The sequence below is a fragment of the Stenotrophomonas sp. Steno-C17 genome, assembly GCF_056393165.1.
On the sequence record NZ_JBWJPD010000008.1, the window covers coordinates 18982 to 45478 of the forward strand.

The following is a 26497-nucleotide window of genomic DNA, read 5'->3' on the forward strand; positions in this document are numbered from 1 at the left end:
ATTACCTTTTCGGGGGATTCGCCTCATCAAAGGGAGAATCATCGCTCCCCGGTCTTCCCTCCCACGCGCGCAGTTCGGCGATGTCCGCGCTGTCGGCCTTGATCGCACGATGGATGCTGACAGGAGCGTCACAGTCTTCCGGCCAATCCAGAGGGCTTGCGAGCGTGAACGTCGCCTGCAACGAAACCTCGATCCGGTTGCGCTCGACGGCATCGATGATGACCTGGCCGGAAGCAGCCGTGCTGTAGCAGCCACTCTTGCCTGCAAAAGCACTCGCCCCCTTGCTGAAGAACACACGTACTCCTGCATCGCCAACAGCCAGGATCTGCCCAGCGCGCAGCACTCCAGGAAGTACAACCGTCAGCTTCGAGAAACTCGACCTGTCGGCATTCCAGGCACGCTTGAATTCCCGCACAGCGACCACGGTCTGCGCGCCATCAGAAATTCTGTGGCACGAAAAGGGCAAGCTTCTCGTATCAACGTCAAGGCACGTGTCTTCAATCGATGACGCATGGCTGACGAAGAACGCAGATCGATCCGCTGCGGCGGCGGCCGTCGGAAGCCAAGCCAGCATCGCCAACGTGATGGATCGCGCGTGCAATCTACTGAGTACGATCACAGCCGCCTCCTTGTGGATCTGCGCATGGGGCCCCTCATTGCATCGCCTTCCGCATGAGCGCGCTCAGTCGAGCCAGCTCGACGCTGCAATCGTGGCGCAGCATCAGGCTTCCGGCTTTCTCCAGAGTCTGATCAGGACCTTGTACATCACCCAGGCGATCCAGCCACAGACCAGACCGATCCCAGCGACAATGATTTCCTCTTCGCCGAACGGCGATCCATTCAATCCTTGATAGACGACGAAGCCGATTGCCCGCAAGGAAAACAGTGCAAACAGCACGATAGGTGCCCAGAGAATTATCTTCATCGTTGTCTCAGAGGATTGGTAGCGTCGAGCTTGCTCGACGGCTCTTTGTCGCGCGCTCAGTCGAGCAAGCTCGACGCTACAGGGCCAGCGCGACGCACACCGCGATCAGCACGATCACCAGAACGGGTACTACATAGCGCAGCAGCACGCGGTTGAGGCGCTCGGCCGATCGATCGTCGTCCTGCACGCGCTGCAGCAGCGTCTGCCGGTCCAGGTAGCAGCGGTCGGTCGCCACGACCTCGACCAGGCCGTCGTCGATCATGTCGTACAGCACCTCTTCCAGCTCCACATCGAATGCGGCCAACGGAATCGAGGTCGCCGGCGAAAAGGCCTGCCGCTGCTCGAAGTACTCCAGCACCTGGCGATGCTGCGCCTGCATCCAGGGATGGGTGTTGGCAGCGGAAGCGGCGATCGCCGCGGCAAGTACACCATCGTTCACGGACATCTCCTGTCCGGCCCTTCATGGGCCTCGCCCCGATTCTTGGCCGAAGCGGGGCGCCGCGTCCACCCCGCAGCGTCGAGCGCGCTTGATTGCCTCCGCTTCGTAGAGTCGAGCTTGCTCGACTGCTTTCAACATCAGTCGAGCAAGCTCGACTCTACCTCGACTGCGTTCAACATCCGTCGAGCAAGCTCGACTCTACTAGAACAACGTTCCCTGCGGCGAATCCTTCTGCGGCGGCAACGGCTTCAGAAACCGGCTGCAGTCCAGCTTCGGCCAGTGGCTGTTCTGCGCATTGAAGCCCAGCCGCTTCCGCGCCAGCTTGAACCGGTTGTTCAACAGGTCCGCGTACACGCCCTGGCCACGCATGCGCGTGCCGAACTGGCTGTCGTAATCCTTGCCGCCGCGCAGCTGCTGGATGGTGCTCATCACGTGCGCGGCGCGGTCGGGGTGGTGGGTTTCCAGCCAGTCGCGGAACAGCGGCGCCACTTCCAGCGGCAGGCGCAGCAGCACGTAACCGGCGGTGCTGGCGCCGGCGTCGTGGGCAGCCTCCAGCACGGCCTCCAGCTCGCTGTCGTTGATCCACGGAATCACCGGCGCCACCATCACGCCCACCGGAATGCCGGCCTCGTGCAGCCGCTTCATCGCACGCAGGCGCGCATGCGGTGCCGATGCGCGCGGTTCCAGCTTGGCCGAAAGGTGCGGGTCCAGCGAGGTGACCGAGAAATGCACGCTGACCAGGTTTTCCGCCGCCAGCGGTGCCAGCAGATCGATGTCGCGCTCCACCAGCGCGTTCTTGGTGATCAGCGAAAACGGATGCTTCGTTTCCAGCATCACTTCGATCAGCTGGCGGGTCAGTTTCAACTTGCGCTCGATCGGCTGGTAGGCATCGGTGTTGATGCCCAGCGCGATCGGCTGCGGCACGTAGCCCGGCTTCGCCAGCTCCTTGCGCAGCAGCTGCGGTGCGTTGGTCTTGGCAAACAGCTTGGTTTCGAAGTCCAGGCCCGGCGACAGGTTCAGATAGGCATGCGAGGGCCGTGCGAAACAGTACGAGCAACCGTGCTCGCAGCCACGGTAGGGGTTCACCGACTGGCTGAAGCCTACATCGGGCGAAGTGTTGCGGCTGATGATGCTGCGCGCGGTCTCCGCCCGCACTTCGGTGCGCAGGCGGGGCGCGCTGAACTCGTCGCTTTCGTCTGGCGCCCAACCGTCATCGATGGCCTCGCTGACCGTGCTTTCAAAGCGGCCGGCCAGGTGCGAGGTGGAGCCGCGGCCCTTGATGGCGGCGTGGGCCTTGAGAGGCAGGTGCTGCATGTCGCCCTCCGGCCGTTGCTGGGCCGTTAGTATTATTGCTAACCACAGGCGGTGCAAGCACCGGAAATTCACGTAGCTGTAGGCGTACAGGCGAATCCGGGTGCGCGTTGACCCCAGGGTTATCCACAGGTTCCACGGGGCAGGGCGCAGCCCAGCGCCGTGGCAATCCAGAAGCCTGGGCCACGGCGGTCTCAACAACTGCGACGGGGGTTACAGCAGGGCCAGGTAGCCCTTCACGGTGGCATCCAGACCGTCGTACAGCGCCTCGCCAATCAGCGCGTGGCCGATGGACACTTCCAGCACCTGCGGCACGGCCGCCAGGAAGTCGCGCAGGTTGTCCTGCGACAGGTCATGGCCGGCGTTCACGCCCAGCCCGACCGCCTGGGCGCGGCGTGCGGCGGTAGCGAACAGGTCCAGCATGGCGCGGGCGTCACCGGCGGCGTGGGCTTCGGCATAGGGGCCGGTGTACAGCTCGATGCGATCGGCCCCCACCGCGGCGGCCTGTTCCAGCAACGGGTTGCCGGCATCCACGAACAGGCTGACCCGGCAGCCCATCGCTTTCAGTTCGGCCACCAGCGGGCGCAGGCGCTCGCCATCGCGTTCGAAGTCGAAGCCATGGTCGGAGGTGATCTGGCCATCGCCATCGGGCACCAGGGTGGCCTGCGCCGGCCGGGTCTGCGCGCACAGCGGCAGCAGGCCGGGGTAGCCCTCACGCGGCGGGGCGAAGGGATTGCCTTCGATGTTGAACTCCACACCACGGGCACGGGTCAGCGTGGACAGCGCCAGCACGTCTTCGGCGGTGATGTGCCGGCGGTCCGGGCGCGGGTGCACGGTAATGCCGTGTGCACCGGCATCCAGGCAGGCCTGGGCGGCGCGCACCACGTCCGGTTCGGCACCGCCACGCGAGTTACGCAGGACGGCGATCTTGTTGACGTTGACGCTGAGCTGGGTCATGGAACGGAACTACGGGGTCGGGGAAGGGGGATCGTGCGGGTCGCGCGGGGCGTGCCCCTGTGGCGCCTGCTCGCGCAGCCGACGCACCTGGTCGGCGTCGACCAGGGTGGACGGGTCGCGCTGCAGATCGCCGAAGCGGGCCACGTAACGGCCGCGTACCCAGGCCAGCAGGAAGGCCAGCGCCGCCAGCAGGGCCAGCGACATCAGCCCCATGTGCGGGGTCTTCAGGGCGAAGGCGAAGCAGCCCAGCGCCAGCAGCAGGTACAGCCAGTACATGTGCGATCTCCCGCAGGTTACGCGGCAGTGTAGCGCTGCGTTACAGCAGCGGCGAGGCCAGCCGCGCGAATGCCTCGGGCAGGCGGTGCAGCCAGAGCGAGCGTCCTGCCTGATCCTGCACACGGCACGAGCGGTTGAATTCGGCCTGCAGCAGCTGCGCCAGCTCGGCCACCCGGTCGCGGTCGCTGATCATCATCGACAGCTCGAAGTTCAGCCGGAAGCTGCGGTGGTCGAAGTTGGCGCTGCCGACGATGCAGACATCGTCGTCGGCAATGAAGGCCTTGGTATGCAGCATGCGCGGGCCGTACTCGTAGATCTTCACCCCGGCATGCAACAGTTCGTCGAAGTACGAGCGTGCGGCCTGGGTGACGAACCAGGAGTCGCTCATCTTCGGCACCAGCAGCCGCACGTCCAGCCCGCCCAGTGCGGCCGAGGTCAGCGCCATGCGCGCGGCCTCACCCGGCACGAAGTAGGGGGTGACCAGCCACACGCGCTCGCGCGCTTCCTGGATGGCCGCCACATGCAGGCGATGGATGGTTTCCCAGCCCGAATCGGGGCCGGATACCAGCACCTGGGCATCGATGCTGCCGTCGCCCCGCAAGGGCATGTCGGTGGGCCACAGCCGCGCGATATCGAAGCGCGAGGGTTCCTGGCCACTGGCATACAGCCAGTCTTCCACGAACACCAGCTGCAGGCTGCGCACTACGTGGCCGGCAATGCGCATGTGCAGATCGCGGTAGGCGTTGGGGTTGCGGCTTTCGTCTTCCTCGTCGGTGATGTTGATGCCACCGGTGAACGCCAGGCGGCCATCCACCAGCACCAGCTTGCGGTGGGTGCGCAGGTTCAACCACGGCCGTTTGAAGGGTTTCAGCAGCTGCCGCGGATGGAACCAGATGGCCTCGCCGCCGGCATCCAGCAGCGGCTGCAGGAAGCGCCTCGGCAGCGACGAGGAACCCACCGCATCCAGCAGCAGGCGCACCTGCACGCCGGCCCGCGCACGCTCGACCAGGGCATCGCGCAGCGCGGTACCGGCATGGTCGGGGCTGAAGATGTAGTACTCCAGGTGCACGTGGTCGCGCGCCTGGGCGATGGCCTCCAGCAACGCGGCATAGGTCGCCGCGCCATCCACCAGCCAGGTCACTTCGGTGGCGGTGCTGGGCGCCAGTCCGGTGGTGGCCTGGGCCACCTTGGCCAGCTCGGTGCAGCCGGCATCGGGCGGGCAGACATCGCTGTAATGCTCCATGCCCGAGCGCGCGCGGCCACGGCGCAGGCGCTGCCGTTTCACCTTCTGCGGGCCCAGCAGGTAGTAGATGAAGAGGCCGAGGTACGGCAGCAGGGCCAGCGACAGGATCCAGCTCAGCGTGGCGACCGGCTCGCGCTTCTGCAGCATGATCCAGCCGGCCAGCGCCAGCAGGTAGAGCAGATAGGCCACGGCCAGGATCGTGCCGAGGTGGGCGATGCCATCCAGCCAGACGCGAAGAGAATCGAAGAGGGCGAGCATGCGCCGATCATAGCGGGCGGGCGCGTGGTGGTGAGGTCGTGGTGCTGGGGTCAGAGCCCTTCCCGGTGGGAAGGGATCCGCCCCCCGGGGTCAGATCCGTTTCTGCAGGAAACGGCTCTGACCCCAGGCAAAAAAAAGACGCCCCTGTCTCCAGGGGCGTCTGCAGTCGCGTCATGACTGTTGTGCTGCGGTATTGCGTATTACTGCTGCACGAAGCCGATCTTCTTCATCTGAGCATTCTTCGCGGCGGCCAGAACCTTGGCCATCACGTCGTACTCGGAATCCGGGCTTGCGTCGATACGCAGTTCGGGCTGGTTGGTCGGGTCACGCTGGACCTCCTGTTCCATCCGCTGCTGCAGATCGTGCGTGCCGATCGGGCTGTTGTTCCACGAGACCTGGTTGCTGGCGTCGATCTTCAGTTCGATCGGCGGCGGCGGTTCGACCAGCTGCGGCGGTGGGTTGAGCACGCGCTGCGGCAGGTCCACGGCGATCGGGTACGTCATGATCGGCGCGGTCACGATGAAGATGATCAGCAGAACCAACATCACGTCCACCAGGGGCGTCACGTTGATGTCAGCCATGGGGCCTTTGCCACCACCACTACTGAATGCCATGGCTTATTGCCCCTTTTCTTTGGTCGCGACGAAGCCGACGTCCAGCATGCCCTGTTCCTGCGCGACCTTGGTCAGGTCGTTGATGACGCGCATCTTGGTGGTGCGGTCACCACGCAGGTTCAGCGGCGGCTGCGGGGTCTGCTGGGCGGCGGTCGCCAGGCGCGACTCGAGAGTCTGCTTGGTGATTTCCTCGTCGTTCCAGTAGATCGAACCGTCTTCCTTGACTGCCAGGGTGATGGGGCCCTTGCGGTCGTTGGTGTCGTCCGGCTTCTGGACCAGATTGGCCTCCGGCAGATCCACCTTGACCTTGTGGGACATCAGGGGCGCCGTGATGATGAAGATGATCAGCAGCACCAGCATCACGTCCACGAGGGGCGTAACGTTGATGTCGGCCATGGGGCCGCCGCTGTTACCACTACTGAAAGCCATAACGGGCTCCGTCTAGATCGTGTTGACTACGTTCTCGCTGGGTACAGCGCGTCGCAATTAGCGGACGCGCGAACCGGTGGCGAAGAAGTCGTGCAGGTCGTGCGCGAAGGTATCGAACTTGCTGATGGTCGCGCTGTTGATCTTGCTGAAGAAGTTGAAGGCGAACACGGCCGGGATCGCGACGAACAGACCGATCGCGGTCATGATCAGCGCTTCACCCACCGGGCCGGCAACGGCGTCGATCGAAGCGGAGCCGGTGGCACCGATCTTGATCAGCGCGCCGTAGATGCCCCACACGGTACCCAGCAGACCGACGAACGGAGCGGTTGCACCGACGGTGGCCAGCAGGGTCATGCCCGACTGCAGCTTGTTGCTTTCGCGGGTGACGGCCTGACGCAGGGCGCGGTCGACGAACTCCGAACGGCTCAGGTTTTCGCCCAGGCCACCGGTGGCGCCGCCTTCAGCGCGCTGGTGGTGGGCAGCAGCCTGCGCAGCGTCCAGGGCGATCTTCGAGAACGGCTCCGAAGCCGGCTGCTCTTCCATCGCACGGATGGCGTCCTGCGCGTTCGGGGTATCCCAGAACAGGCTGACGACGCGGTCAGCAGCGCTCTTCAGGCGGGTAGCGCGGAAGATGTTGATGACGGTCCAGTACCAGGACATGGCCGACATGACGACCAGGGTCAGCAGCACGACCCAGGAAACGGCGAAATCACCCGGCTTGGTGGTCATTTCGTGGATCAGGTGCTCGAAGCCCATCTGCGACAGGGCGTTGGACGGATTGCCCCCGGCAGCAGCGGCGATGAAAATTTCCTGCAGCATGACGCTTACCTTTGTTGTGTGTGGTGATAAAGGGTGTAGCTAAGCTAGACAATCGAACCGGAGGAGGGGGTGGCCGCAGCCACCCGCTCGCATCAGTTCAGCGCAAAGTTGACCGGGACGCGGACGCGACCAGCAGCCTTCTTACCGCCAGATTCAGCGGCGTTGAAACGCCACTTGCGCGCGGCTTCCATCGCAGCACGGTCCAGGTCGCGGTTACGGCTGGACTTTTCCACCGTGACATTGGTGACGTTGCCGTTGGCATCGACATCAATGATCAGGATCACTTCGCCCTGGATACCAGCGCGGAAAGCGGCCGGCGGGTAGCGCGGCGGATTCATGGCCTTCGACGAGATGTCGACGCTGGCCTCGATCGTCGTCGGCGGTGCCGGCGGTGCGGGAGGCGACGGCGGGGTGACGATATCGTTCGGGCGCGGTTCCGGCACGTCGACGACCGGCGCCTGCGGCGGCGGCGGGACGGGCGACGGCTTCGGCGGCGACAGATTCTTCACCGGCGGCGGCGGGGTGTCCTGCGGCGGCGGCGGCGGCGGCGGCGGCGGCGGAGGCGGCGGCGCGTCGACGATGGTCACCATGACGTTGCGCTCCTTCTCAGCCACGGCCTTGGGGGCCACAGCGGGGATCAGGAGCATCATGAAGGCGGCCAGATGCAGGGCGATTACAAACGCGATACCGACGATGCGAGGCCAGCTCAGCCCCTTGTCATCGGGTTGTTCGTACCGGTGAACGACTAGTTGTTCCGTCATGCGCCAAGAGCTCAATAGTGGGGCCGGAGTCCCGGGGGGCGGGATCCCTGATCAGCGGTGCATGACACCGCAGGAACCTCCAAGCTTATACCAATCCTGAGCGCCTGCGCATTAATCTCGCAGGCGTTCAGGCGTTATTCCTACTTACTTCAGGTTGATGATTTTCTTGGCATCAGCCTGGTTCTTCACACCCTTCGCCAGCGCCTGCTGGGCGGCCTGCTTGGCCTCCGGAATGCGACCTTCGGCATGCAGGACGCGTGCCAGGTTCAGGTAGGTCTCACCGTCCTTGGACAGCGGGGCAGCCTTCTGCCACGCCTCGATCGCCTGCGGGACCTGGTCGGAGTAGTAGTAGGACTGGGCCAGTGCCAGGTAAACCTGGTAATCCGGCTTCAGGATGCCCTTCTGCAACCCTTCGTTGATGACCCCGATGACGTCCTTTTCCTTGTTCTCGGTGTTGGCATAGATCGAGTACAGCTGCTTGTACTCGCGCTCTTCGGTGAGCTGGCCGCTGCTGCGCAGCTTGTCCATCACCGCGGCGGCCTTGGGCATCTGGTCGGCCTGCATGTACATGTTGGCCAGGTTCAGCTGCGCCTTCTTGTCGTTCGGATTCTTCGCCGCCAGCGCTTCGGCGGTCTTCACCGCTTCGCCGGTCTGGCCTGCTTCGGCCAGGGCGGCCATCAGCAGCTGGTTCCAGTTGTCCTTCGGCTCCGGCGAGGCGGCAATGGCCTGCTGCAGGACCGGAATCGCTTCCTGGTAACGCTCCAGCTGGTACAGCGCCTGGCCCTTGGCGATCAGCTCTTCCGGCTTGTTCGACTTGCTCTCGGCGAAGTACTTGTCCAGGGTGGCCAGGCCTTCAGCGGTCTGGTCTTCCTGCAGCTGCAGCTGGCCCAGCATCAGCATGGACTGGTAGTGGCCGTTGTTGTCCAGGCCGTTCAGCTGCAGCACCTGCTTCAGGTAGCCCAGCGCAGCCGGGGTGTCATCGCTCTGGTAGGCGGCCTGCGACGCCAGCTGTGCAGCCAGCGACTTGTCGTAGTTGTTCGACGCGCTGTTGCCCAGGATCTCGCCGGCAATCTGCAGGGTCTCCGGGAACTTCTGATCGTTGTAGCTGTCAATCAGCTTCTGCAGCTGCTTGCCCATCTTCGCGGATGCCTTTTCCTTCGGCTCCTCACGGGTGGCGTTCGGGTACAGCACTTCGGCCTTGGCCTGCTTGCCACCGCGGTTGCCACGCTCGGACGAACGCGAGGACTGCGCGAACGCATCGGTGACCACGGCGCCGGTCAGGGCAGTGGCGATCAGGACGGAAAGCACAGCTTTGTGGTTACGGAAAATCATCGTTCACCTCGATCGAACCGCCCGGAGCGGCAAAGTCGGACTGTCAGAAAAATCTGAGCCGCCAAACGTATCAGAAACGGATGGCATGAGAAATCGTTTTATGTGCTGCAGTACAGCATGAATCTGCGCACTCACCCACACTTTGGCCGGCGACCGGCCGCCTGCGCCTGCTGATAGACCGGCGCCAGGGCGGGCGCGTCACGCTGCAGCTCGCGGATACGGTTGGCCGGATCAGGGTGGGTGGACAGCCATTGCGGGCTGCGTCCGCCACTGGCGGCCATCATGTTCTGCCACAGATCCACGGCCTGGGCGGGGTTGAAACCGGCCTGGGCCATCAACCGCTGGCCGATCACATCGGCCTCGCTTTCCTGGGTGCGCGAACCCGGCAGCAGGAACGCGGCCTGCGCGCCCATGCCGCCGAGCTGGTTCACCGTGCTGGCGGCGCCGTCGCCGCCGTAGGCACCGGCCAACGCGCCCAGCACCGCCAGACCGGTCTGCGCGCCCATCTGCCGGGTGATGCGCTCCTCGTGGTGGCGGGCGATGACGTGGCCGATCTCATGGCCGATGACGGCCGCCAGCTGATCCTGGTTCTTCGCCACGGTGAAAATGCCGGAATTCACGCCCACCTTGCCGCCGGGCAAGGCGAAGGCGTTGGGTTCCTTGTCGACGAACACGGCCGTCTCCCACCGTACGCCACGGTATTGATCGGGCAACTGGGCCACCAGCGCATTGACCACGCACTGCACGTAGCCGTTCTGGCGACCGTCAGTGCTGATCTTTTCCTTCTGCTTGGTTTCGGCGAATGCCTGCGCCCCCAGCTGGTCCAGCTGGGCCTGCGACACGCCGCCCACCATCTGCCGACGGCCGGTAGGCGAAGTAGTGGTCGCACAGGACGCAACCAACAACGTGATGAGCAGGGCGAGCAACAGTGATTTCATGGAATCCCCCGTGTTCATGCAGGCAGTGTGTACCGTACCTGCTTAATCTTTCGTCAAGCGACCGTGGCCTTACGTCGCACCGAAAAATACCAGCGCCGCCAGCGCCACGGCGTTGTTCAGCCCGTGCGCGGCAATGGCCGCCCACAGCGTACCGGTACGCTTGTACAGCCAGCAGAACGCAGCGCCCATGCCCCCGTAGACCAGCCACAGCTGGGCGATCTCGGCCGGACCGTTGGCGCTGGTGCCGGGAATTTCATGGATCAGGGCGAACGCCAGGCTGCTCAGCAGGATGCCCACCCCGGGGCGCCCGGCCTGCCACAGGCGCCCGAACAGCACGCGGCGGAACAGCAGTTCTTCATAGGCCGGGGCCAGCACCACCGCGAACAGCACCAGGAACACCGGGAACTGGGCCACGGCGTTCTGCATCAGATGCAGGTTGGTGGGCACCGGTTCGACGCCCAGCTGCTTGGCCACGAAGGCGATGCCGTTGCTGCCGATCACGATGCCGGTGGCCACCAGCAGGGTCCAGCCCCAGGTGGCGGGGCGGCGCAGCGCCTGCAGCGATCGTTGGCGTTCGGCGGCGTTGGCCGGCCGCCGCCAGAAGTACACCAGCAGTGCGGCGCCGCCGGTAGCGACCAGCGCCATGATCACCTGGGCCAGCGCACCCGGTTGCCCCAGCCGGTCGGCCAGGGCGCCGGCATCGACCGCTGCGCCACCGGCGTTGGCATTGGCCACGCTGATCGACACGGTGCGCGCCAGGCCCCAGACCATGCCGCTGATCAGGCTGAGGCCGAACAGGGCGACGGCGGCAATGCCCAGATCGATGAAGAAGCCGGCCAGCGGCGAGGAGGCGCGGGGCGCGGCGGACGCCGGGGGAACCGGCGGCGGTGCGGAAACCGGAGCGGAAGCGGACATCGGGTACCTGTGGTCGAGGGACAACGGCCGGCGCGCCTCCCCGCGCGCCGGCCAGCAGTCGAGTGTGTCAGATATCCAGGTTGGCGACCTTCAACGCGTTGTCTTCGATGAAGTCACGACGCGGTTCGACGACATCGCCCATCAGGGTGCTGAAGATCTGGTCAGCAGCGACCGCGTCCTCGATGCGCACCTGCAGCAGGCGACGGGTGTCGGGGTTCACCGTGGTATCCCACAGCTGTTCCGGGTTCATTTCGCCCAGGCCCTTGAAACGCTGGATCTGGCGGCCACGCTTGGCTTCGTCCAGCAGCCAGTTCTGTGCCTTGGCGAAGCTGTCCACCTCGATGGACTTGGCGCCGCGGGCAATGGTGGCGCCTTCGCGCACCAGGCCATGCAGCAGCTTGGCGGCCTGATGGATGGCACGCAGTTCGCCGCTTTCGAAGGCCGACAGCGGCAGCACCTGGAGGTGTTCCTCGCCCATGTGGCGGCGGGTGACCAGCACAGCGGCGGAGCGCTCTTCGGTGGCGTCCTGCAGTTCCAGGGTGAAACGCGGGCTGCCCAGGCTGCCCTGGTTGAGCTGCTTGGCCAGTGCGTCCAGCCCTTCGTCGGCCGGGGCGTTGCGCAGGCTTTCCGCATCCATCGGCACGAAATCGACCAGCGCTTCCAGCAGCAGGCGATCGTAGCGGTGCGCGTTGCGGGCGATGGCATCCTGCGCAGCGGCGTAGGCCAGCAGCAGCTTTTCCAGCGCGACACCTTCGATGCCGGGTTCGCCGGACGCCGGCACCAGCGAGGCGTTTTCCACCGCGCTGCTGGCCAGGTAGCTGTCCAGCGCCGGATCGTCCTTCAGGTACAGCTCGGTCTTGCCCTGCTTGATCTTGTACAGCGGCGGCAGGCCGATGTAGACGTAACCGCGCTCGATCAGCTCCGGCATCTGGCGGTAGAAGAACGTCAGCAGCAGGGTGCGGATGTGGGCGCCGTCGACGTCGGCGTCGGTCATGATGATGATCTTGTGGTAACGCAGCTTGTCCGGGTTGTACTCGTCGCGGCCGATGCCGGTGCCCAGTGCGGTGATCAGCGTACCGACCTGGTCCGAAGACAGCATGCGGTCGAAACGCGCACGTTCCACGTTGAGGATCTTGCCGCGCAGCGGCAGCACGGCCTGGTTCTTGCGGTTACGGCCCTGCTTGGCCGAACCACCTGCCGAGTCACCCTCGACGATGAACAGTTCGGACAGCGCCGGATCCTTTTCCTGGCAGTCGGCCAGCTTGCCCGGCAGGCCGGCGATATCCAGCGCGCCCTTGCGACGGGTCAGATCGCGCGCCTTGCGCGCCGCTTCACGTGCACGCGCGGCATCGACGATCTTGCCGGCGATGGCCTTGGCTTCGTTGGGGTTTTCCTGCAGGAATTCTTCCAGGCGCGCACCAAAGGCGTTTTCCACGGCCGGGCGCACATCGGAACTGACCAGCTTTTCCTTGGTCTGGCTGGAGAAGCTGGGGTCAGGCACCTTCACCGACAGCACGGCGATCATGCCTTCGCGCATGTCATCGCCGGTCAGGTTGATCTTGGCCTGCTTGGCGATGCCGTTCTGCTCGATGTAGTTGTTGAGCACACGGGTCAACGCACCACGGAAGCCGGCCAGGTGGGTACCGCCATCCTTCTGCGGGATGTTGTTGGTGAAGCAGTACATCGTCTCCTGGTAGGAGTCGGTCCACTGCAGCGCCACGTCCACCACGATGTTGTTGTGCTCACCGGTCACGGCGATGACGTTCGGGTGCAGCGGGGTCTTCAGCTGGGCCAGATGCTCCACGAAGCTGCGGATGCCGCCTTCGTAGTGGAAGTCGTCGCGACGGCCATCGCCGCGCTCATCGGCCAGCACGATCTTGACGCCGGAGTTGAGGAACGACAGTTCGCGCAGGCGGCGGGCCAGGATGTCGTAGTGGAATTCCACGTTGTTGTGGAACGCCACCACCGACGGCCAGAAGCGCACGGTGGTGCCGCGCTTGGTGGTCGGACCCAGCTGCTTCAGGGCCGTTACTGCGGCGCCATCGCTGAATTCCTGCTGGTAATGGAACCCGTTCTGGAACACGTCCACCAGCAGCTTCTGCGACAGCGCGTTGACCACGCTCACGCCCACGCCGTGCAGACCGCCGGACACCTTGTAGCTGTTGTCGTCGAACTTGCCGCCGGCGTGCAGCACGGTCATCACCACTTCCGCGGCCGATACTTCGCGGCCGAGCTTGGCGCTCATCTGCTCGTGCTTGCCGGTGGGGATGCCGCGGCCGTTGTCCGAGACCGACACCGAGCCGTCGGCGTGGATCGTCACCGCGACGTGGTCGGCATGGCCGGCCAGCGCTTCGTCGATGGAGTTGTCGACAACCTCGAACACCATGTGGTGCAGACCAGTGCCGTCATGGACGTCACCGATGTACATGCCAGGACGCTTGCGGACAGCCTCGAGCCCTTCCAGGGCGGTGATGCTGTTGGCGTCGTAGTTGCCGTTGTTTACCGGGGTGTTCTGTTCGTCGGTCATTGCGCTTGCCGTAGGCTCCGCAGGTCGGGCACCACGTGAAGCGGTGCGCCGGGAAAGTAGGGGTGCAGCGTGAATTATACCAGCCGGGCCTTGCGGGCCCTGATGTTGCCACTATGGCACAGCCACGATCCGTGCATGTTCCACGTGGAACCGGGTGATGTCGGGCAGATCCACCAGGGCGACCGGCGTTTCGGTGGCGGTGACAAAGATCTGCGCCGGCCCGGCCAGCAACCGCTGCAGCACACGGGCCTGATGGGTGCGATCCAGCTCTGAGGCCAGATCATCCAGCGCGATCACCGGCCATTCCCCACGCTGTTCGGCATAGTCCTCGGCCTGCGCCAACAGACAGGCCAGTGCTGTGAGCTTGGCCTGCCCGCGGGACAGCGCGTCGCGACCGGGGATGCTGTGGAAATCCACGCTCCAGTCGGCCCGATGCGGTCCCACTGAGGTGTAACCAGCCTGGCGGTCACGTTCGCGGGCCAGCAGGAGTGCATCGGCCAGCGGCAGTTCGTGCCGGCGCCAGCCGGGGCTGAGATTCAGGCCCTGGATGCCCAGTTGCGGCGCCAACTCGGACGCCAGGGCGATTGTCCGTTCCTGCAGCCGCTCCAGATAGTGCTGGCGTCGGCTGGTCAACGGTTCACCGGCTTCGGCCAGCTCGTGATCCCATGTATCCAGCATTCGCGAGGGCCCGCCCTGCTTCAACAGGGCATTGCGTTGCTTCAGAGCGCGGGAATAGCGGCGCCAGAGCGAAAGAAAGTCTGGTTCCACGTGGAACAGGCCCCAATCCAGGAAGCGACGGCGCGGTTCGCCGCCGCCACTGACCAACGCGTGGCTGCCGGGCTCAAACGTAACTACTGCCAACGCTGCACAGAGATTGCCCAGCTGGGCAACGTCCTCGCCATCCAAACGACCCTTCCATTCCTGCCCACTGTGGCGCAGGCCTGCCTTTCGGCGGTGCGGCGGGTGGTTGGACCGCTGTTCGTCCCATTCCACGAAGATTTCCAGCGCGTCCTGGCCTTGCTGGACCAGCCCATCACGCACCCGTCCGCGGAAGCTGCGGCCATAGGCCATCAGATGCAGGGCCTCCAGCACACTGGTCTTGCCCGCACCGTTGTCGCCGGTCAGCAGGTTCAAGCCCGGCTGCGGCGACAGGTCCACCGCACTGAAGCGGCGCAGTTGGTTCAGGGCGAGGCGGCGGATCAGCATGGGAAGCAGGAGACCATCCGCGCAGGGCGGAAGCAGGGCAGGGAATCCATCAGCTTACTGCATCGGTCAAGCGCGCCGCCGCCAGCCATGGGAGCTGCTTGAACCCCGCGAATTTCTTGAAATCTGCAGCGCAGGCCAGGCCTGGCGTGCGCAGAATCCAACGAATCGAGGCTGGTCTGGTGCTTCACAAAGCGATGCAGCCTGACACCCAAGCGATACGCCCCGCCGATTTCTTGAAATCTGAAGGGCAGGGCAGTGGAGCGTTCCACAGATTTCAAGAAATTCATGCACCTCGTTCCACGCTGTCCACAGCGGCACTGTATGACTTATGCACAAGGGATGGGCAATCTGTGGATAAAAAAGGCTCTTTTCGCCGATGGGAAAACTATCCACAGCTTCCCCCCCAGCCCCAGAGCCCGATATACAGGGGGTTTCAGGCGCATAAACCCGTTAAAAATCAAATAGATAACCATGTTTTCCACGAAATCTGGCTCTACCAGCACCGCCATGCTTTAGATTTATACCCAGATTTAAAAGCTTGGGACGCCCTCGCACGCAGGAATCCAGGCCTGTGGACAGTAACGTCAGCAGAGGCCGCGAACTCTCGCCGAACAGGACTCCGCAGGATTGCTCCAACCAAGCTTTCGATGGAATAGCGCTCGGCGCGTTGGCTCACGCGCGGTTCTGCCAATGCCACCATGCATGAACTCAAAGATCCGGAAGCGGCAATGCTCCACGTGGAACAAAAAAAAACGCCCGGATGATCCGGGCGTTTTCTTGTTTCACGTGGAACAGGCGCCAGGTCAGAGACGCAGCGGCATCACCACATGGCGCGACTTCTCGCTGCTGGATTCACGCACCAGCGCCGAGGAGTTGGAATCGCGCAGCTGGATGATGACCTCTTCGTCGCGCAGCGCGGACAAGGCATCCAGCAGGTAGTTCACGTTGAAGCCGATGGCCAGGTCGCTGACCGTGGTGTCGGCTTCGATCTCTTCCTGGGCTTCTTCCTGCTCCGGGTTGTGCGCGCTGATCTTCAGGTTGCCCGGCGAGACTTCCACGCGGATACCGCGGTACTTCTCGTTGGACAGAATCGCGGCACGCTGCAGCGAGGCACGCAGCGCTTCACGGTCCACCTTCACTTCGCGGTCGGCGCCAATCGGAATCACCGCTTCGTAATCCGGGAAGCGGCCGTCGATCAGCTTCGAGGTGAAGGTGACATCGTCGCGCTTCACGCGCACGTGGCTGCGGCCAACTTCCAGCTCGATCTCGCGATCGCCGCTTTCCAGCAGACGCTGCAGTTCGGTCACGCCCTTGCGCGGCACGATGATCTGGCGCTTGGAACCGCTGGGCTTGGCCAGATCGGTTTCACACAGGGCCAGGCGGTGGCCGTCGGTGGCCACGGTCCGCAGGGCATCGCCGCGCAGATCGAACAGCAGGCCGTTGAGGTAGTAGCGCACGTCCTGCTGGGCCATCGCGAACGCCGTGCGTTCGATCAGTTCCTTCAGGGTCGCTTCGCCAATGGCCACGCGCTCGGTGGCTTCCACTTCGTCCACCGACGGGAAGTCGTTGGAGGGCAGCGTTGCCAGAGTGAAGCGGCTGCGACCGGCCTGCACGGTGATCTTGTCACCGGTCTGCGAGACGGTGATCCGGCTGCCGTCGGGCAGGGCGCGGATGATCTCGAACAGCTTGCGGGCGGGAATGGTGGTTTCGCCGTCCTGGGCATCTTCAACCGCGATCCGCGACACCATCTCCACTTCCAGGTCGGTACCGGTCAGCGACAGCTGGCCGTTCTGCACCTGGACCAGGAAATTGGCCAGAACCGGAAGGGTCTGGCGGCGTTCGACCACGTTGACGACCTGTGCCAACGGCTTGAGAAAGGCTTCGCGCTGCAGTGTGAAACGCATGTGGTTCCGTGCCCCTATGCTTTAAAAAAATGTGGAATAAATCAAAAGCTTGGTGGTGCTGGTAGAGACAGAATTGCTGGAAAACAACCCTAAGTCTTTGTAATAAAAGGATTTTCAGACCGCGAAACCCTCTGCATTACCGACCCCCAAGGGGTGGGGAAAGCTGTGGATAAATCTGCCGCGATTTCAAACCGCTTTTTTATCCACAACTCATCCCGCGCTTGCTACCGGATTCTGCACCGTTTTGTGCGATGACGCCTTATCGGCGTCGGTGCATCATTCGCTCAGCTTCCGGATCAGCTTGTCCCAGTCCTCGCGGAGCTTGCCGTCGGTTTCCATCAGGGTGCGGATCTGACGACAGGCATGCAGCACCGTGGTGTGATCGCGACCGGCAAAGGCGTCGCCGATCTCGGGCAGGCTGTGTTCGGTCAGCTCCTTGGTCAGGGCCATGGCGACCTGACGAGGGCGGGCCAGCGAACGGGTCCGACGCTTGGACAGCAGATCCTTGATCTGCAGCCCGTAGTAGTCGGCCACGGTTTTCTGGATGTTGGGAATGCTGATCGCCTGCTGCTGGGCGCGCAGCAGATCGCGCAGGGTTTCCTGGGCGAATTCGGTGGTGATCGCGCGGCCGGTGAAATTGGCGCGGGCGGTCAGGGTATTGAGCGCACCTTCCAGGTCGCGCACGTTGGAGCGCATCTTCTTGGCGATCAGGAACGCAACATCATCGGGAATCTCCGCGCCGCGCTCGCGTGCCTTGGCCAGCACGATCGCTGCGCGCGTCTCGAAGTCCGGCGGTTCGATCGCGACGGACAGGCCCCAGGCAAGCCGCGACTTCAGGCGCGCTTCCAGGCCTTCCACTTCGCGCGGGTACCGGTCGCAAGTCAGGATGATCTGCTGCTTGCCGTCGAACAGTGCGTTGAAGGTGTGGAAGAACTCTTCCTGGGTGCGGTCCTTGCCGGCGAAGAACTGGATGTCATCGATCAGCAGCGCGTCCACCTGCTGGAACTGGCGCTTGAACTGATCCATGGTCTTTTCCTGCAGGGCCCGGATCATCGCGCTGAAGAACTGTTCCGAACGCAGGTAGAGCACCTTCGCACCCGGATTGGCCTGGCGCATGGCGTTGCCGGCGGCAAACATCAGGTGGGTCTTGCCCAGGCCGGTGCCCCCGTACAGCAGCAGCGGATTGTGCGCGCGGTCGCCCGGCTTCTGCGCCGCCTGGAACGCCGCGGCCAGACCCAGCTGGTTGCTGCGGCCTTCCACGAAGTTGGCAAACGTGTAGTGGTTGTCCAGATTGCCGGCAAACGGCACCTGCGGTTCGGCGGCCACGGCCGCTGCCGGGCTCGAAACCGGCGCGTTCTGCGTGTCCGAGGGCCGCGGGCGCGAGCCGATTTCAAGGAAAACGTCGCTGAAACCGGCGAAATGGGCCAGCAGTTCGCGGATGCGCGCCAGGTACAGCTCACGTACCTGGTCGACGATGAAGGCGTTCGGTGCATACAGCACCAGGCTGTCCACGCGCAGATCGGCCTGCAGCGGCTTCAACCAGGTGTGAACGTCTTCCGGCGGGAACTCCGCTTCAAGGCGTTCGAGACTTCGGGTCCAGGCATCCATCGGCAATAATCGTCCGGTGGCCGGTGGATAGGCGCGACAACGCGCCCAGACACAGGCCGGAAAGGGGGAAATGGATGGCTCAGACTACCACCGCGCGCGCGCCTTCGGAATGGTTGTCCCCCACTTATTCACAAAAACATCCACAGCTATTGCACAGGCCGGTGAATTCGCGTAGTCAACAGGGGTTGACGGGAGGGGGGCGACCTCTCTAGAATTTCCGGTTCTTTCCCGTCCCATTCATACGAGAGGCCCACATGGCCACCAAGCGCACCTACCAGCCCAGCAACCTCAAGCGTAAGCGCGACCACGGCTTCCGTGCCCGTATGAAGACCGCTGACGGCCGCAAGATCCTGTCGCGTCGCCGCGCCAAGGGCCGCAAAGTCCTGAGCGCCTGATTGCCATGCCGCTCACCGCGGCAGACGCAATCCCTTCGACAGTGAATACTGCAGACCCGCGCAAGCGATTCCCTCGCTCTGCGCGGGTTCGCACGCGTGCCGAATATTCAACGGTCTTCAACGGCGCCCGCCGTGTGTCCGATCCGCTGATGACCCTGCACTGGCTGCCGGCTGACCGGCCGGCCAGGCTGGGTCTGGCGGTTTCCCGCAAGGTCGATCCGAACGCCGTTGGGCGTAACCGGATCAAGCGCGTCCTGCGCGACATCCTGCGTCAGACACGTACCGACATCCAGCCAGGCGACTTCGTCGTCGTGGCCCGTAGTGCTGCGCGTTCCGCCAGCAACGACGACATCCGCCAGGCCTTCCTGCGCCTGCTGCGGCGCCTGCGCGCATTGCCCGCGCCGGGCGTGGACGGCACAATGCCGCCGCCTGATGGCATCGCAACTCCCTCTTTGACCGAGCCGGCATCGCGTTCCGGCCCCGCTGAGCATGCCCGCTGATGAACCAGACCCGCGTATTCCTCATTTTTGCCTGGCTGATGGTGGCCGTGCTGCTGTGGATGGAGTGGAGCCGTGAAACGGCCGCCCCCACCCCGGCCCCGACCAGCAGCTCGGCCCCGGCCGCCGCACAGAGCGTTCCGGGCGCGACCCCGGGCAGCATCCCCAGTGCACAGGTTCCCGGCGCGCCGGGCCAGGCTGCGGCGACCCAGGCCCAGGCCAGCGCGACCCCGGCTGCCCAGCGCGTCACCGTCACCACCGACGTGCTGCGCCTGGTGCTCGATGGCGGCCGCGTGCTGGACGCCGAGCTGCTGCAGTTCCCGCAGAGCAAGGATGAAGGCAGCCCGCCGGTTCGCCTGCTGACCGAAGACCCCGCGCACCCCTACAGCGCGATCAGCGGCTGGGCCAGCGAAGACAAGAGTGCCCCGGTGCCCGGCGCCGACGGCTTCAAGCTGGTAGGTGATACCCGCGACTTCGTGCTGGCCGACGGCCAGAACGAACTGCAGATCCCGTTCGAATGGGCCGCCAACGGCGTGACCATCAAGCGCACGCTGACCGTCTCGCGCAACGAGTACGCCGTGCGTTTCAAGGACGAAGTGATCAATGCCGGCGCTGCACCGTGGAACGGCTACGTCTACCGCACCCTGGACCGCACCCCGACCATCCTGTCGCGGAGCATGACCAACCCGGATTCGTTCAGCTTCAATGGCGCGACCTGGTACGACAACGACAAGAAGTACCAGCGCCGTGCGTTCAAGGACTACCTGGAAGATGGCGCGCTGAACCAGAACATCACCGGCGGCTGGCTGGCGATGCTGCAGCACCACTTCTTCACCGCGTGGATTCCGCAGAAGGACCAGACCGCCCACTACGTGCTGTCGCAGGTGGCCGGTCGTGATCTGATCGAAGCGCGTGGCCCGGCCTTCACCGTGGCCCCGGGCCAGTCCACCAGCACCGAGGCCCGCCTGTGGGTCGGCCCGAAGCTGGTGAACCAGATCGCCAAGGAAGACGTGCCGGGCCTGGACCGCGTGGTCGACTACAGCCGCTTCTCGATGATGGCGGTGATCGGCCAGGGCCTGTTCTGGGTGCTGAACCAGGTGCACAAGCTGGTGGGCAACTGGGGCTGGGCGATCGTCGGCCTGGTGGTGCTGCTGAAGCTGGTGCTGTACCCGCTGTCGGCCACCCAGTACAAGAGCGGTGCCAAGATGCGTCGCTTCCAGCCGCGCATCGCGCAGCTGAAGGAACGCTATGGCGATGACCGCCAGAAGTTCCAGACCGCGATGATGGAGCTGTACAAGAAGGAAAAGATCAATCCGATGGGCGGCTGCCTGCCGATCCTCATCCAGATGCCGATCTTCTTCGCCCTGTACTGGGTGCTGGTGGAATCGGTCGAACTGCGCCAGGCGCCCTGGTTCGGCTGGATCCAGGACCTGACCGCACGTGACCCGTACTTCATCCTGCCGGTGATCAACGTGGCGGTGATGTGGTTCACCCAGAAGCTGACCCCGGCACCGGGCATGGACCCGATGCAGCAGAAGATGATGCAGTTCATGCCGCTGGTGTTCGGCGTCATGATGGCCTTCATGCCGTCCGGCCTGGTGCTGTACTGGGTGGTGAACGGTGGCCTGGGCCTGCTGCAGCAGTGGTGGATGACCAAGCGCCACGGCAGCGAGCCGGTTGCAGCCAGCACCGCCCCGGCCCCGGTCAAGAAGAAGTAACCCGACCGGCGGGTAGAGTCGACCGTTGGTCGACTGACATGAAAAGCCCGCCGCAAGGCGGGCTTTTCGCATGCGGGGGTAGAATCGCCCGCACACCGCTTCTCCCACCTTCGAGTCCGCCATGCCGCGAGTGTCGTCGTTCCGCCTGTTCCTGCCCTCGCTGTTGCTGACCCTGGTCGTTGCCGGGTGCGGCGACAAGGACGCGAAGGCGCCGGCGAACGCGGTGACCCAGCCCAGCGCGCAGGCCGCCGCCGCTGCCGATCCGGCCGCTGCGCCGCTGCTGCAGGCGCTGCAGAAGCAGCTCGATGGCTACCGCCGCATCGTGGTGCTGCTGGCCAACGAGGAACAGCAGTCGGCCGCCGACCGTGCCACCTCCACGCGCGTGGGCCAGCAGCTGTTCCACGATGGCCTGGAGCAGCGCACCGCCATCGCGGCGCAGTTTGATGCTCTGCTGGGCAGTGGCAGCCCGCAGCGCTTTGCAACGCTGGGCACCGTGCTGGACTACATCGAGTCGGCGCCGGAGCTGTTCGATGCCGACCGCCTGGCGTTCCGCGAAGTGCTGCGCGACCTGCACGACCGCGTCGGTGCCGATTCCTCGCTGCCGGCGGTGAAGCTGCACCAGCGCATCGGCGAAGACCTGGACGCGCTGGACGAGATCGAGCGCAACTACAACCAGGAACTGACCCGCATCTTCAGCCGCTTCGAGCGCACCCGTGCCATCGACCTGAAGCGCGAGAAGTGGGACGACTACATCGCCCACCTGCACAAGGACTACAGCCGCGAGTCGATCCTGCGCGACTACGGGGTGATCGAGCCGTACCCGATGTCGATGAAGGACAGCGACCGCGAGATCTTCGGCCGCGACCTGCCGCCGAAGACCGTGGTGCTGACCTTCGATGACGGCCCGCACAAGGCCTATACCGATGAAGTGGTGGCCATCCTCAAGCGCTACGACGTGCCGGGTGTGTTCTTCGAAGTGGGCCGCAACCTGGGCAAGGTCGACGCCGACGGCAAGGTCACCCTGGGCCCGATGGCGAAGATCAGCCGCAGCCTGATGGAAGAGGGCTACGCGGTAGGCAACCACAGCCTGACCCACGCCCAGCTCTCGCGCACCACCGGCGATGCACTACGCCAGCAGGTGCTGGACACCGATACGCTGCTGAAGGATGTGGACAGCAAGCGCGCGCCGCTGTTCCGCTTCCCCTACGGTGCACGCAATGCCGAAGGCCTGCAGCTGCTGAACGAAGCGGGCCTGAAGTCGATCATGTGGAACATCGACTCGATGGACTGGGCCGACCCGGTGCCGGAATCGATCGTGCAGCGCGTGCTGGGCCAGGTGAACAAGGAACAGCGCGGCATCATCCTGTTCCACGATATCCACGACCGCGCGGTGAAGGCGTTGCCGCAGATCCTTGATCGCCTGATCGCCGAGGGTTACCAGTTCGCCGGCTGGAACGGCCGTGAATTCAACGTCGCGCGCCCGCGCAAGGGCGCCAGCAACGATGCCACCGTCACCACCGGCTACGAGAAGTCGTGGGCGATCGTGGTCGGCATCGACAACTACGCCAAGTGGCCGAAGCTGGAATACGCCAGCCACGATGCACAGGCGGTAGCCGATACGCTCACCGGGCAGTTCGGCTTCCCGTCCTCGCAGGTGATCGTGCTGAAGAACGAACAGGCCACCCGCAACAACATCCTGGCCGCGTTCCACGACCGCCTGGCCGATGACCGCACGGGAAAGAACGACCGCGTGTTCGTGTTCTTCGCCGGCCACGGCGCCACCCGCCAGCTCGCCTCTGGTCGCGACCTTGGCTACATCATTCCCGTCGATTCGGACCCGAAGGAATTTGCCACCGACGCCATCGCGATGACCGACATCCAGAACATCGCCGAGAGCATGCAGGCCAAGCACGTGATGTTCGTGATGGATGCCTGCTACAGCGGCCTGGGGCTGACCCGCGGTGGACCGTCGTCATCGTCGTTCCTGCGCGAGAACGCGCGTCGCAGCGCGCGGCAGATGCTGACTGCCGGCGGTGCTGACCAGCAGGTGGCCGATGCCGGCCCGAACGGCCACTCGGTGTTCACCTGGGTGCTGCTGCAGGCATTGGCCGGCAAGGGCGATCTGAACGGCGATGGCCTGATCACCGGTACCGAGCTGGCCGCCTACGTGGCGCCGGCGGTGTCGGCGGTTTCGCAGCAGACCCCGGCCTTTGGCAGCCTGCCCGGTTCGCAGGGCGGCGAGTTTGTGTTCCAGGTGCCGGACAGCCAAGAATACCTCAACGCCGATACGCGCCAGCTGACCGCCGATGCGATTGCGCTGAACAACAAGGTCGACGCCGCGCAGGACGCCAAGAACACCCAGGCACCGGTCACCGTGGCCGACCTGCAGGGCGGCAAGGCCAAGCTGGTGGTGCCCAGCGCCGGCCCGGCCTCGGACCGCCAGCGCGCGCAGCAGGCCAACGATCGTGGTCTGCAGCTGTACCGCGAGAAGCAGTACGACGAAGCCGCCGCGCAGTTCGCCGAAGCACTGAAGCTGCGTCCGGACTTCGCCCAGGCCGCCAACAATCTCGGCTTCGTCTACTACCGCCAGCAGCGCTATGCCGAAGCGGCGCGCTGGCTGGAAAACACCTTGAAGATCGACCCGTCGCGTGCGGTCGCCCACCTCAACCTGGGCGATGCCTACTTCAATGCCGGCGACAAGGCCAAGGCGAAGCAGGCTTACACCACCTACCTGGCGCTGCAGCCGCAGGGCAGTGGCGCCGCGCAGGCCCGTGCACAGCTGGAGAAGCTCTGAGCCATGAACGATGTGACCCGCACCGACACCATCGTCGCCATCGCCAGTGCCCCCGGCGCGGGCGGTGTCGGCCTGCTGCGTTTGTCCGGTCCGCGTGCGGCCGCCATCGCCAACGCACTGGGCGCGCCTACGCTGCGCCCGCGCCACGCCCACTACGCGCGCCTGCGCGATGCCGACGGCGAGGTGATCGACGACGGCATCGTGCTGTGGTTCCCGGCGCCGAACAGCTTCACCGGCGAAGAAGTGGTGGAGCTGCAGGGCCATGGCAGCCCGGTGCTGCTGCAGCAACTGGTGGCGCGCTGCATCGCCCTCGGCGCGCGGCAGGCGCGGCCCGGTGAGTTCAGCGAACGCGCCTTCCTCAACGGCAAACTGGATCTGGCCCAGGCCGAAGCCATCGCCGACCTGATCGCCGCCGGTGACAACCGTGCCGCGCGTGCCGCACGGCGTTCGCTGGACGGCGTGTTCTCGCGCCGCATCGACGCGGTGGTGGAACAACTGGTGCTGCTGCGCATCCATGTGGAAGCGGCCATCGACTTCGCCGACGAACCGCTGGATACGCTGGGTGGCGAGCAGGTACGGCGTGGTCTGGAACAGGCGCGCGGCGACCTGGCCCTGCTGCGCCGCGATGCCGAGCGCGGCCGCCGCCTGCGCGATGGCCTGCATGCGGTGCTGATCGGCCCGCCCAATGCCGGCAAGAGTTCACTGCTGAACGCACTGGCCGGCAGCGAGCGCGCCATCGTCACCGACATCGCCGGCACCACCCGCGACACCCTGCGCGAGACCATCCGCCTGGATGGGCTGGAATTGACCCTGGTCGACACCGCCGGCCTGCGCGACGGCGGCGACGCCATCGAACGCGAGGGCATGCGCCGCGCCCATGTGGAGATCGAGCGCACCGACCTGGCGCTGATCGTGCTGGACGCGCGCGACCCGGCCACCGGTGAAGCCGCGCTGGGCCAGGCCGTGGCCGCCGTGCCGCACAAGGTCTACATCCACAACAAGTCGGACCTGCTGGACGCGCTGCCGGCGCTGGACGACCCGGACCGGGTGTTCGTTTCGGCGGCAACGGGCGCGGGGCTGGACGACCTGCACGCGCGCCTGCGCAGCATCGCCAGTGCCGGGGCAGGGGAGCAGGTGGACGGCGAGTTCTCCGCGCGCACCCGCCACGTGGATGCGATCGAACGCGCGCAGGAACACGCGCAGCGCGCCGATGGCGAGCTGGCCCACGAACACCTGGAACTGGCCGCCGAAGAACTGCGGCTGGCGCATGACGCGCTGGGCGAGATCACCGGACAGATGAGTGCCGACGATCTGCTGGGCCGGATCTTCTCCAGCTTCTGCATCGGCAAATAGGCTCTGCCTCTGGTAGATGCCAACCTTGGTTGGCATAAGGCTCAGGCCAGAAGCTGGGGTCGGAGCCCCTACGGGGATCCGACCCCATGCTTCCCCCGGCTGTCATATTGCCGCCGCATACTGACGGCCATCACAGATCGTTTGGGGACGTCGCAGTGAAGTCGTGGGGTTGTGCGTTGCTGTTGTCGCTGGCCGTGGCACCATCGGTGGCCATGAGTGCTGAATCGTCCACCCCGACCGCGCCCAAGGCGCTGGTCTATGGCCACCGCGGCGCCAGTGCGCTGCTGCCCGAGCACACCCTGGCGGCCTATGCCCAGGCCATTGCCGATGGCGCCGACTACATCGAACCGGACCTGGTGATGACCAAGGATGGGGTGATGGTGGCCCGCCACGAGAACGAGATCGGTGGCACCACCGATGTGGCCGAGCACGAGGAATTCGCCAAGCGGAAGACCACCAAGGTGATCGACGGCCAGAGCGTCACCGGCTGGTTCACCGAAGACTTCACCCTGGCCGAGCTGAAGACCCTGTACACCCGCGAGCGCCTGCCGGAGCTGCGCAGCACCGCGTTCGATGGTCAGTTCCGCATCGCCACCCTGGACGAGATCCTGGCCTTCCTGGTGCAGCAGGCCGGGCGTGCCAACCGCGGCATCGGCCTGGTGCCGGAGATCAAGCACCCGACCTACTTCCAGTCCATCGGCCTGCCGATGGAAGACGCGCTGCTGGCGGCGCTGCGTGGCAAAGCCTATACCAACGTGGGTCCGGTCACCATCCAGTCGTTCGAGACCGCCAACCTGCGCTACCTGCGCGGCAAGCTGGGGCGCGGCAGCAACATCCGCCTGCTGCAGCTGATGTGGAAGGGCGAGGTGAAGCCGGCGGACATCGCCAAGGCCGGCGGCAGCCTGACATACGCACAGATGATGACCCCGGCCGGCCTTGAGCAGGTGGCCACCTATGCCGATGGCATCGGCCCGGAACTGCGCTCGATCATCCCGCTGCAGGCCAACGGTGCGCTGGGCACGCCCACGACCCTGGTGCGCGACGCGCATGCGGCCGGGCTGCTGGTCATTCCGTATACCTTCCGCCCGGAAAACCACTTCCAGGCCAGCAACCTGCGCAAGGGCGCGGACAACGCGCGCAACCCGGAAGGTTCGATTGCGGAAATGCGCGCCTACCTGGCGACGGGCATCGATGCGTTCTTCACCGACGACCCGGCACTGGGGCGGCAGGCGGTGGACGGCACGGGCGCGGTCGCTGCCGGGCAATGACGCGTGCGGG

24 protein-coding genes are annotated in these 26497 nt (G+C 65.1%); 6 read left to right on the forward strand and 18 right to left on the reverse strand.

Annotation, left to right across the window (positions count from 1 at the left end):
- Position 1 precedes the first annotated feature (1 nt).
- The 18 genes from AC06FA_RS08880 to dnaA form a co-directional block, all read right to left on the reverse strand.
- Positions 2–619: a hypothetical protein gene (locus tag AC06FA_RS08880; RefSeq protein WP_478067981.1), complete on the reverse strand. Its 618-nt coding sequence runs from the start codon at positions 617–619 to the stop codon at positions 2–4.
- Between the two features lie 102 nt (positions 620–721).
- The gene (locus tag AC06FA_RS08885; RefSeq protein WP_478067982.1) at positions 722–925 is read right to left on the reverse strand and encodes a hypothetical protein; all 204 of its coding nucleotides are present in this window, start codon (positions 923–925) and stop codon (positions 722–724) included.
- 76 nt (positions 926–1001) lie between these two features.
- The gene (locus tag AC06FA_RS08890) at positions 1002–1364 is read right to left on the reverse strand and encodes a hypothetical protein (protein WP_478067983.1); all 363 of its coding nucleotides are present in this window, start codon (positions 1362–1364) and stop codon (positions 1002–1004) included.
- A 201-nt stretch (positions 1365–1565) separates the two neighbouring features.
- On the reverse strand, positions 1566–2678 hold the full coding sequence (locus tag AC06FA_RS08895; RefSeq protein WP_478067984.1) for a PA0069 family radical SAM protein: 1113 nt from the start codon (positions 2676–2678) through the stop codon (positions 1566–1568).
- A gap of 210 nt (positions 2679–2888) precedes the next feature.
- Entirely contained in the window at positions 2889–3632 is a 744-nt protein-coding gene (locus AC06FA_RS08900; protein WP_478067985.1) for a pyridoxine 5'-phosphate synthase, read from the reverse strand.
- 9 nt (positions 3633–3641) lie between these two features.
- Positions 3642–3908 (reverse strand): hypothetical protein, encoded by a 267-nt coding sequence (locus AC06FA_RS08905; RefSeq protein WP_478067986.1) that lies wholly within the window; start codon positions 3906–3908, stop codon positions 3642–3644.
- 40 nt (positions 3909–3948) lie between these two features.
- Positions 3949–5409, reverse strand: a complete 1461-nt coding sequence (gene cls / locus AC06FA_RS08910; RefSeq protein WP_478067987.1) for a cardiolipin synthase — start codon at positions 5407–5409, stop codon at positions 3949–3951.
- 200 nt (positions 5410–5609) lie between these two features.
- Positions 5610–6023 (reverse strand): ExbD/TolR family protein, encoded by a 414-nt coding sequence (locus AC06FA_RS08915; RefSeq protein WP_079224464.1) that lies wholly within the window; start codon positions 6021–6023, stop codon positions 5610–5612.
- Between the two features lie 3 nt (positions 6024–6026).
- Positions 6027–6452: an ExbD/TolR family protein gene (locus AC06FA_RS08920; RefSeq protein WP_312706457.1), complete on the reverse strand. Its 426-nt coding sequence runs from the start codon at positions 6450–6452 to the stop codon at positions 6027–6029.
- Between the two features lie 57 nt (positions 6453–6509).
- Positions 6510–7271 carry a TonB-system energizer ExbB gene (gene exbB / locus AC06FA_RS08925; RefSeq protein ID WP_108747910.1) on the reverse strand — a complete coding sequence of 254 codons (762 nt, stop codon included), beginning with the start codon at positions 7269–7271 and terminating at the stop codon, positions 6510–6512.
- 92 nt (positions 7272–7363) lie between these two features.
- Positions 7364–8032 (reverse strand): energy transducer TonB, encoded by a 669-nt coding sequence (locus tag AC06FA_RS08930; protein WP_108763509.1) that lies wholly within the window; start codon positions 8030–8032, stop codon positions 7364–7366.
- Between the two features lie 144 nt (positions 8033–8176).
- Positions 8177–9364 (reverse strand): tetratricopeptide repeat protein, encoded by a 1188-nt coding sequence (locus tag AC06FA_RS08935; RefSeq protein ID WP_478067988.1) that lies wholly within the window; start codon positions 9362–9364, stop codon positions 8177–8179.
- A gap of 131 nt (positions 9365–9495) precedes the next feature.
- Complete coding sequence (locus tag AC06FA_RS08940) at positions 9496–10302, reverse strand: M48 family metallopeptidase (protein WP_312706459.1); 807 nt, start codon at positions 10300–10302, stop codon at positions 9496–9498.
- A 69-nt stretch (positions 10303–10371) separates the two neighbouring features.
- A complete protein-coding gene (locus AC06FA_RS08945; protein WP_478067989.1) occupies positions 10372–11217 on the reverse strand; it encodes a lysostaphin resistance A-like protein in 846 nt (281 codons plus the stop codon).
- Between the two features lie 67 nt (positions 11218–11284).
- On the reverse strand, positions 11285–13744 hold the full coding sequence (gene gyrB, locus AC06FA_RS08950) for a DNA topoisomerase (ATP-hydrolyzing) subunit B (RefSeq protein ID WP_478067990.1): 2460 nt from the start codon (positions 13742–13744) through the stop codon (positions 11285–11287).
- A 111-nt stretch (positions 13745–13855) separates the two neighbouring features.
- The gene (recF, locus tag AC06FA_RS08955) at positions 13856–14950 is read right to left on the reverse strand and encodes a DNA replication/repair protein RecF (protein WP_478067991.1); all 1095 of its coding nucleotides are present in this window, start codon (positions 14948–14950) and stop codon (positions 13856–13858) included.
- 803 nt (positions 14951–15753) lie between these two features.
- The gene (dnaN, locus tag AC06FA_RS08960) at positions 15754–16854 is read right to left on the reverse strand and encodes a DNA polymerase III subunit beta (protein WP_005411731.1); all 1101 of its coding nucleotides are present in this window, start codon (positions 16852–16854) and stop codon (positions 15754–15756) included.
- 276 nt (positions 16855–17130) lie between these two features.
- Positions 17131–18462, reverse strand: a complete 1332-nt coding sequence (dnaA, locus tag AC06FA_RS08965; RefSeq protein ID WP_312706463.1) for a chromosomal replication initiator protein DnaA — start codon at positions 18460–18462, stop codon at positions 17131–17133.
- 254 nt (positions 18463–18716) lie between these two features.
- On the opposite strand from dnaA, the gene rpmH reads away from it, so the two are divergent.
- The 6 genes from rpmH to AC06FA_RS08995 all read left to right on the forward strand — a co-directional run bounded on the left by rpmH (position 18717) and on the right by AC06FA_RS08995 (position 26487).
- Complete coding sequence (rpmH, locus tag AC06FA_RS08970) at positions 18717–18857, forward strand: 50S ribosomal protein L34 (RefSeq protein ID WP_005411729.1); 141 nt, start codon at positions 18717–18719, stop codon at positions 18855–18857.
- Positions 18858–18862: 5 nt separating this feature from the next.
- On the forward strand, positions 18863–19357 hold the full coding sequence (gene rnpA / locus AC06FA_RS08975; RefSeq protein ID WP_478067992.1) for a ribonuclease P protein component: 495 nt from the start codon (positions 18863–18865) through the stop codon (positions 19355–19357).
- Positions 19357–21072, forward strand: coding sequence for a membrane protein insertase YidC (yidC, locus tag AC06FA_RS08980; protein WP_478067993.1), 1716 nt, complete (start codon positions 19357–19359; stop codon positions 21070–21072). The genes rnpA and yidC overlap by 1 nt, the downstream gene beginning before the upstream one ends.
- A 121-nt stretch (positions 21073–21193) precedes the next feature.
- Complete coding sequence (locus AC06FA_RS08985) at positions 21194–23866, forward strand: polysaccharide deacetylase family protein (protein WP_478067994.1); 2673 nt, start codon at positions 21194–21196, stop codon at positions 23864–23866.
- A 3-nt stretch (positions 23867–23869) separates the two neighbouring features.
- Positions 23870–25219 (forward strand): tRNA uridine-5-carboxymethylaminomethyl(34) synthesis GTPase MnmE, encoded by a 1350-nt coding sequence (mnmE, locus tag AC06FA_RS08990; RefSeq protein WP_478067995.1) that lies wholly within the window; start codon positions 23870–23872, stop codon positions 25217–25219.
- Positions 25220–25374: 155 nt separating this feature from the next.
- On the forward strand, positions 25375–26487 hold the full coding sequence (locus AC06FA_RS08995) for a glycerophosphodiester phosphodiesterase (protein ID WP_478067996.1): 1113 nt from the start codon (positions 25375–25377) through the stop codon (positions 26485–26487).
- Positions 26488–26497: the final 10 nt, after the last annotated feature.

Bases quoted from the DNA above. Each gene is read 5' to 3' on its own strand.
- AC06FA_RS08985 (WP_478067994.1), top strand. From the start codon at position 21,194: ATGCCGCGAGTGTCGTCGTTCCGCCTGTTCCTGCCCTCGCTGTTGCTG.
- recF (WP_478067991.1), bottom strand. From the start codon at position 14,950: ATGCTGATCCGCCGCCTCGCCCTGAACCAACTGCGCCGCTTCAGTGCG.
- rnpA (WP_478067992.1), top strand. From the start codon at position 18,863: ATGCCGCTCACCGCGGCAGACGCAATCCCTTCGACAGTGAATACTGCA.
- AC06FA_RS08885 (WP_478067982.1), bottom strand. From the start codon at position 925: ATGAAGATAATTCTCTGGGCACCTATCGTGCTGTTTGCACTGTTTTCC.
- exbB (WP_108747910.1), bottom strand. From the start codon at position 7,271: ATGCTGCAGGAAATTTTCATCGCCGCTGCTGCCGGGGGCAATCCGTCC.
- cls (WP_478067987.1), bottom strand. From the start codon at position 5,409: ATGCTCGCCCTCTTCGATTCTCTTCGCGTCTGGCTGGATGGCATCGCC.
- AC06FA_RS08935 (WP_478067988.1), bottom strand. From the start codon at position 9,364: ATGATTTTCCGTAACCACAAAGCTGTGCTTTCCGTCCTGATCGCCACT.
- rpmH (WP_005411729.1), top strand. From the start codon at position 18,717: ATGGCCACCAAGCGCACCTACCAGCCCAGCAACCTCAAGCGTAAGCGC.
- yidC (WP_478067993.1), top strand. From the start codon at position 19,357: ATGAACCAGACCCGCGTATTCCTCATTTTTGCCTGGCTGATGGTGGCC.
- AC06FA_RS08900 (WP_478067985.1), bottom strand. From the start codon at position 3,632: ATGACCCAGCTCAGCGTCAACGTCAACAAGATCGCCGTCCTGCGTAAC.
- AC06FA_RS08905 (WP_478067986.1), bottom strand. From the start codon at position 3,908: ATGTACTGGCTGTACCTGCTGCTGGCGCTGGGCTGCTTCGCCTTCGCC.
- AC06FA_RS08940 (WP_312706459.1), bottom strand. From the start codon at position 10,302: ATGAAATCACTGTTGCTCGCCCTGCTCATCACGTTGTTGGTTGCGTCC.
- mnmE (WP_478067995.1), top strand. From the start codon at position 23,870: ATGAACGATGTGACCCGCACCGACACCATCGTCGCCATCGCCAGTGCC.
- AC06FA_RS08920 (WP_312706457.1), bottom strand. From the start codon at position 6,452: ATGGCTTTCAGTAGTGGTAACAGCGGCGGCCCCATGGCCGACATCAAC.
- AC06FA_RS08930 (WP_108763509.1), bottom strand. From the start codon at position 8,032: ATGACGGAACAACTAGTCGTTCACCGGTACGAACAACCCGATGACAAG.
- AC06FA_RS08915 (WP_079224464.1), bottom strand. From the start codon at position 6,023: ATGGCATTCAGTAGTGGTGGTGGCAAAGGCCCCATGGCTGACATCAAC.
- AC06FA_RS08895 (WP_478067984.1), bottom strand. From the start codon at position 2,678: ATGCAGCACCTGCCTCTCAAGGCCCACGCCGCCATCAAGGGCCGCGGC.
- dnaN (WP_005411731.1), bottom strand. From the start codon at position 16,854: ATGCGTTTCACACTGCAGCGCGAAGCCTTTCTCAAGCCGTTGGCACAG.
- AC06FA_RS08945 (WP_478067989.1), bottom strand. From the start codon at position 11,217: ATGTCCGCTTCCGCTCCGGTTTCCGCACCGCCGCCGGTTCCCCCGGCG.
- dnaA (WP_312706463.1), bottom strand. From the start codon at position 18,462: ATGGATGCCTGGACCCGAAGTCTCGAACGCCTTGAAGCGGAGTTCCCG.
- gyrB (WP_478067990.1), bottom strand. From the start codon at position 13,744: ATGACCGACGAACAGAACACCCCGGTAAACAACGGCAACTACGACGCC.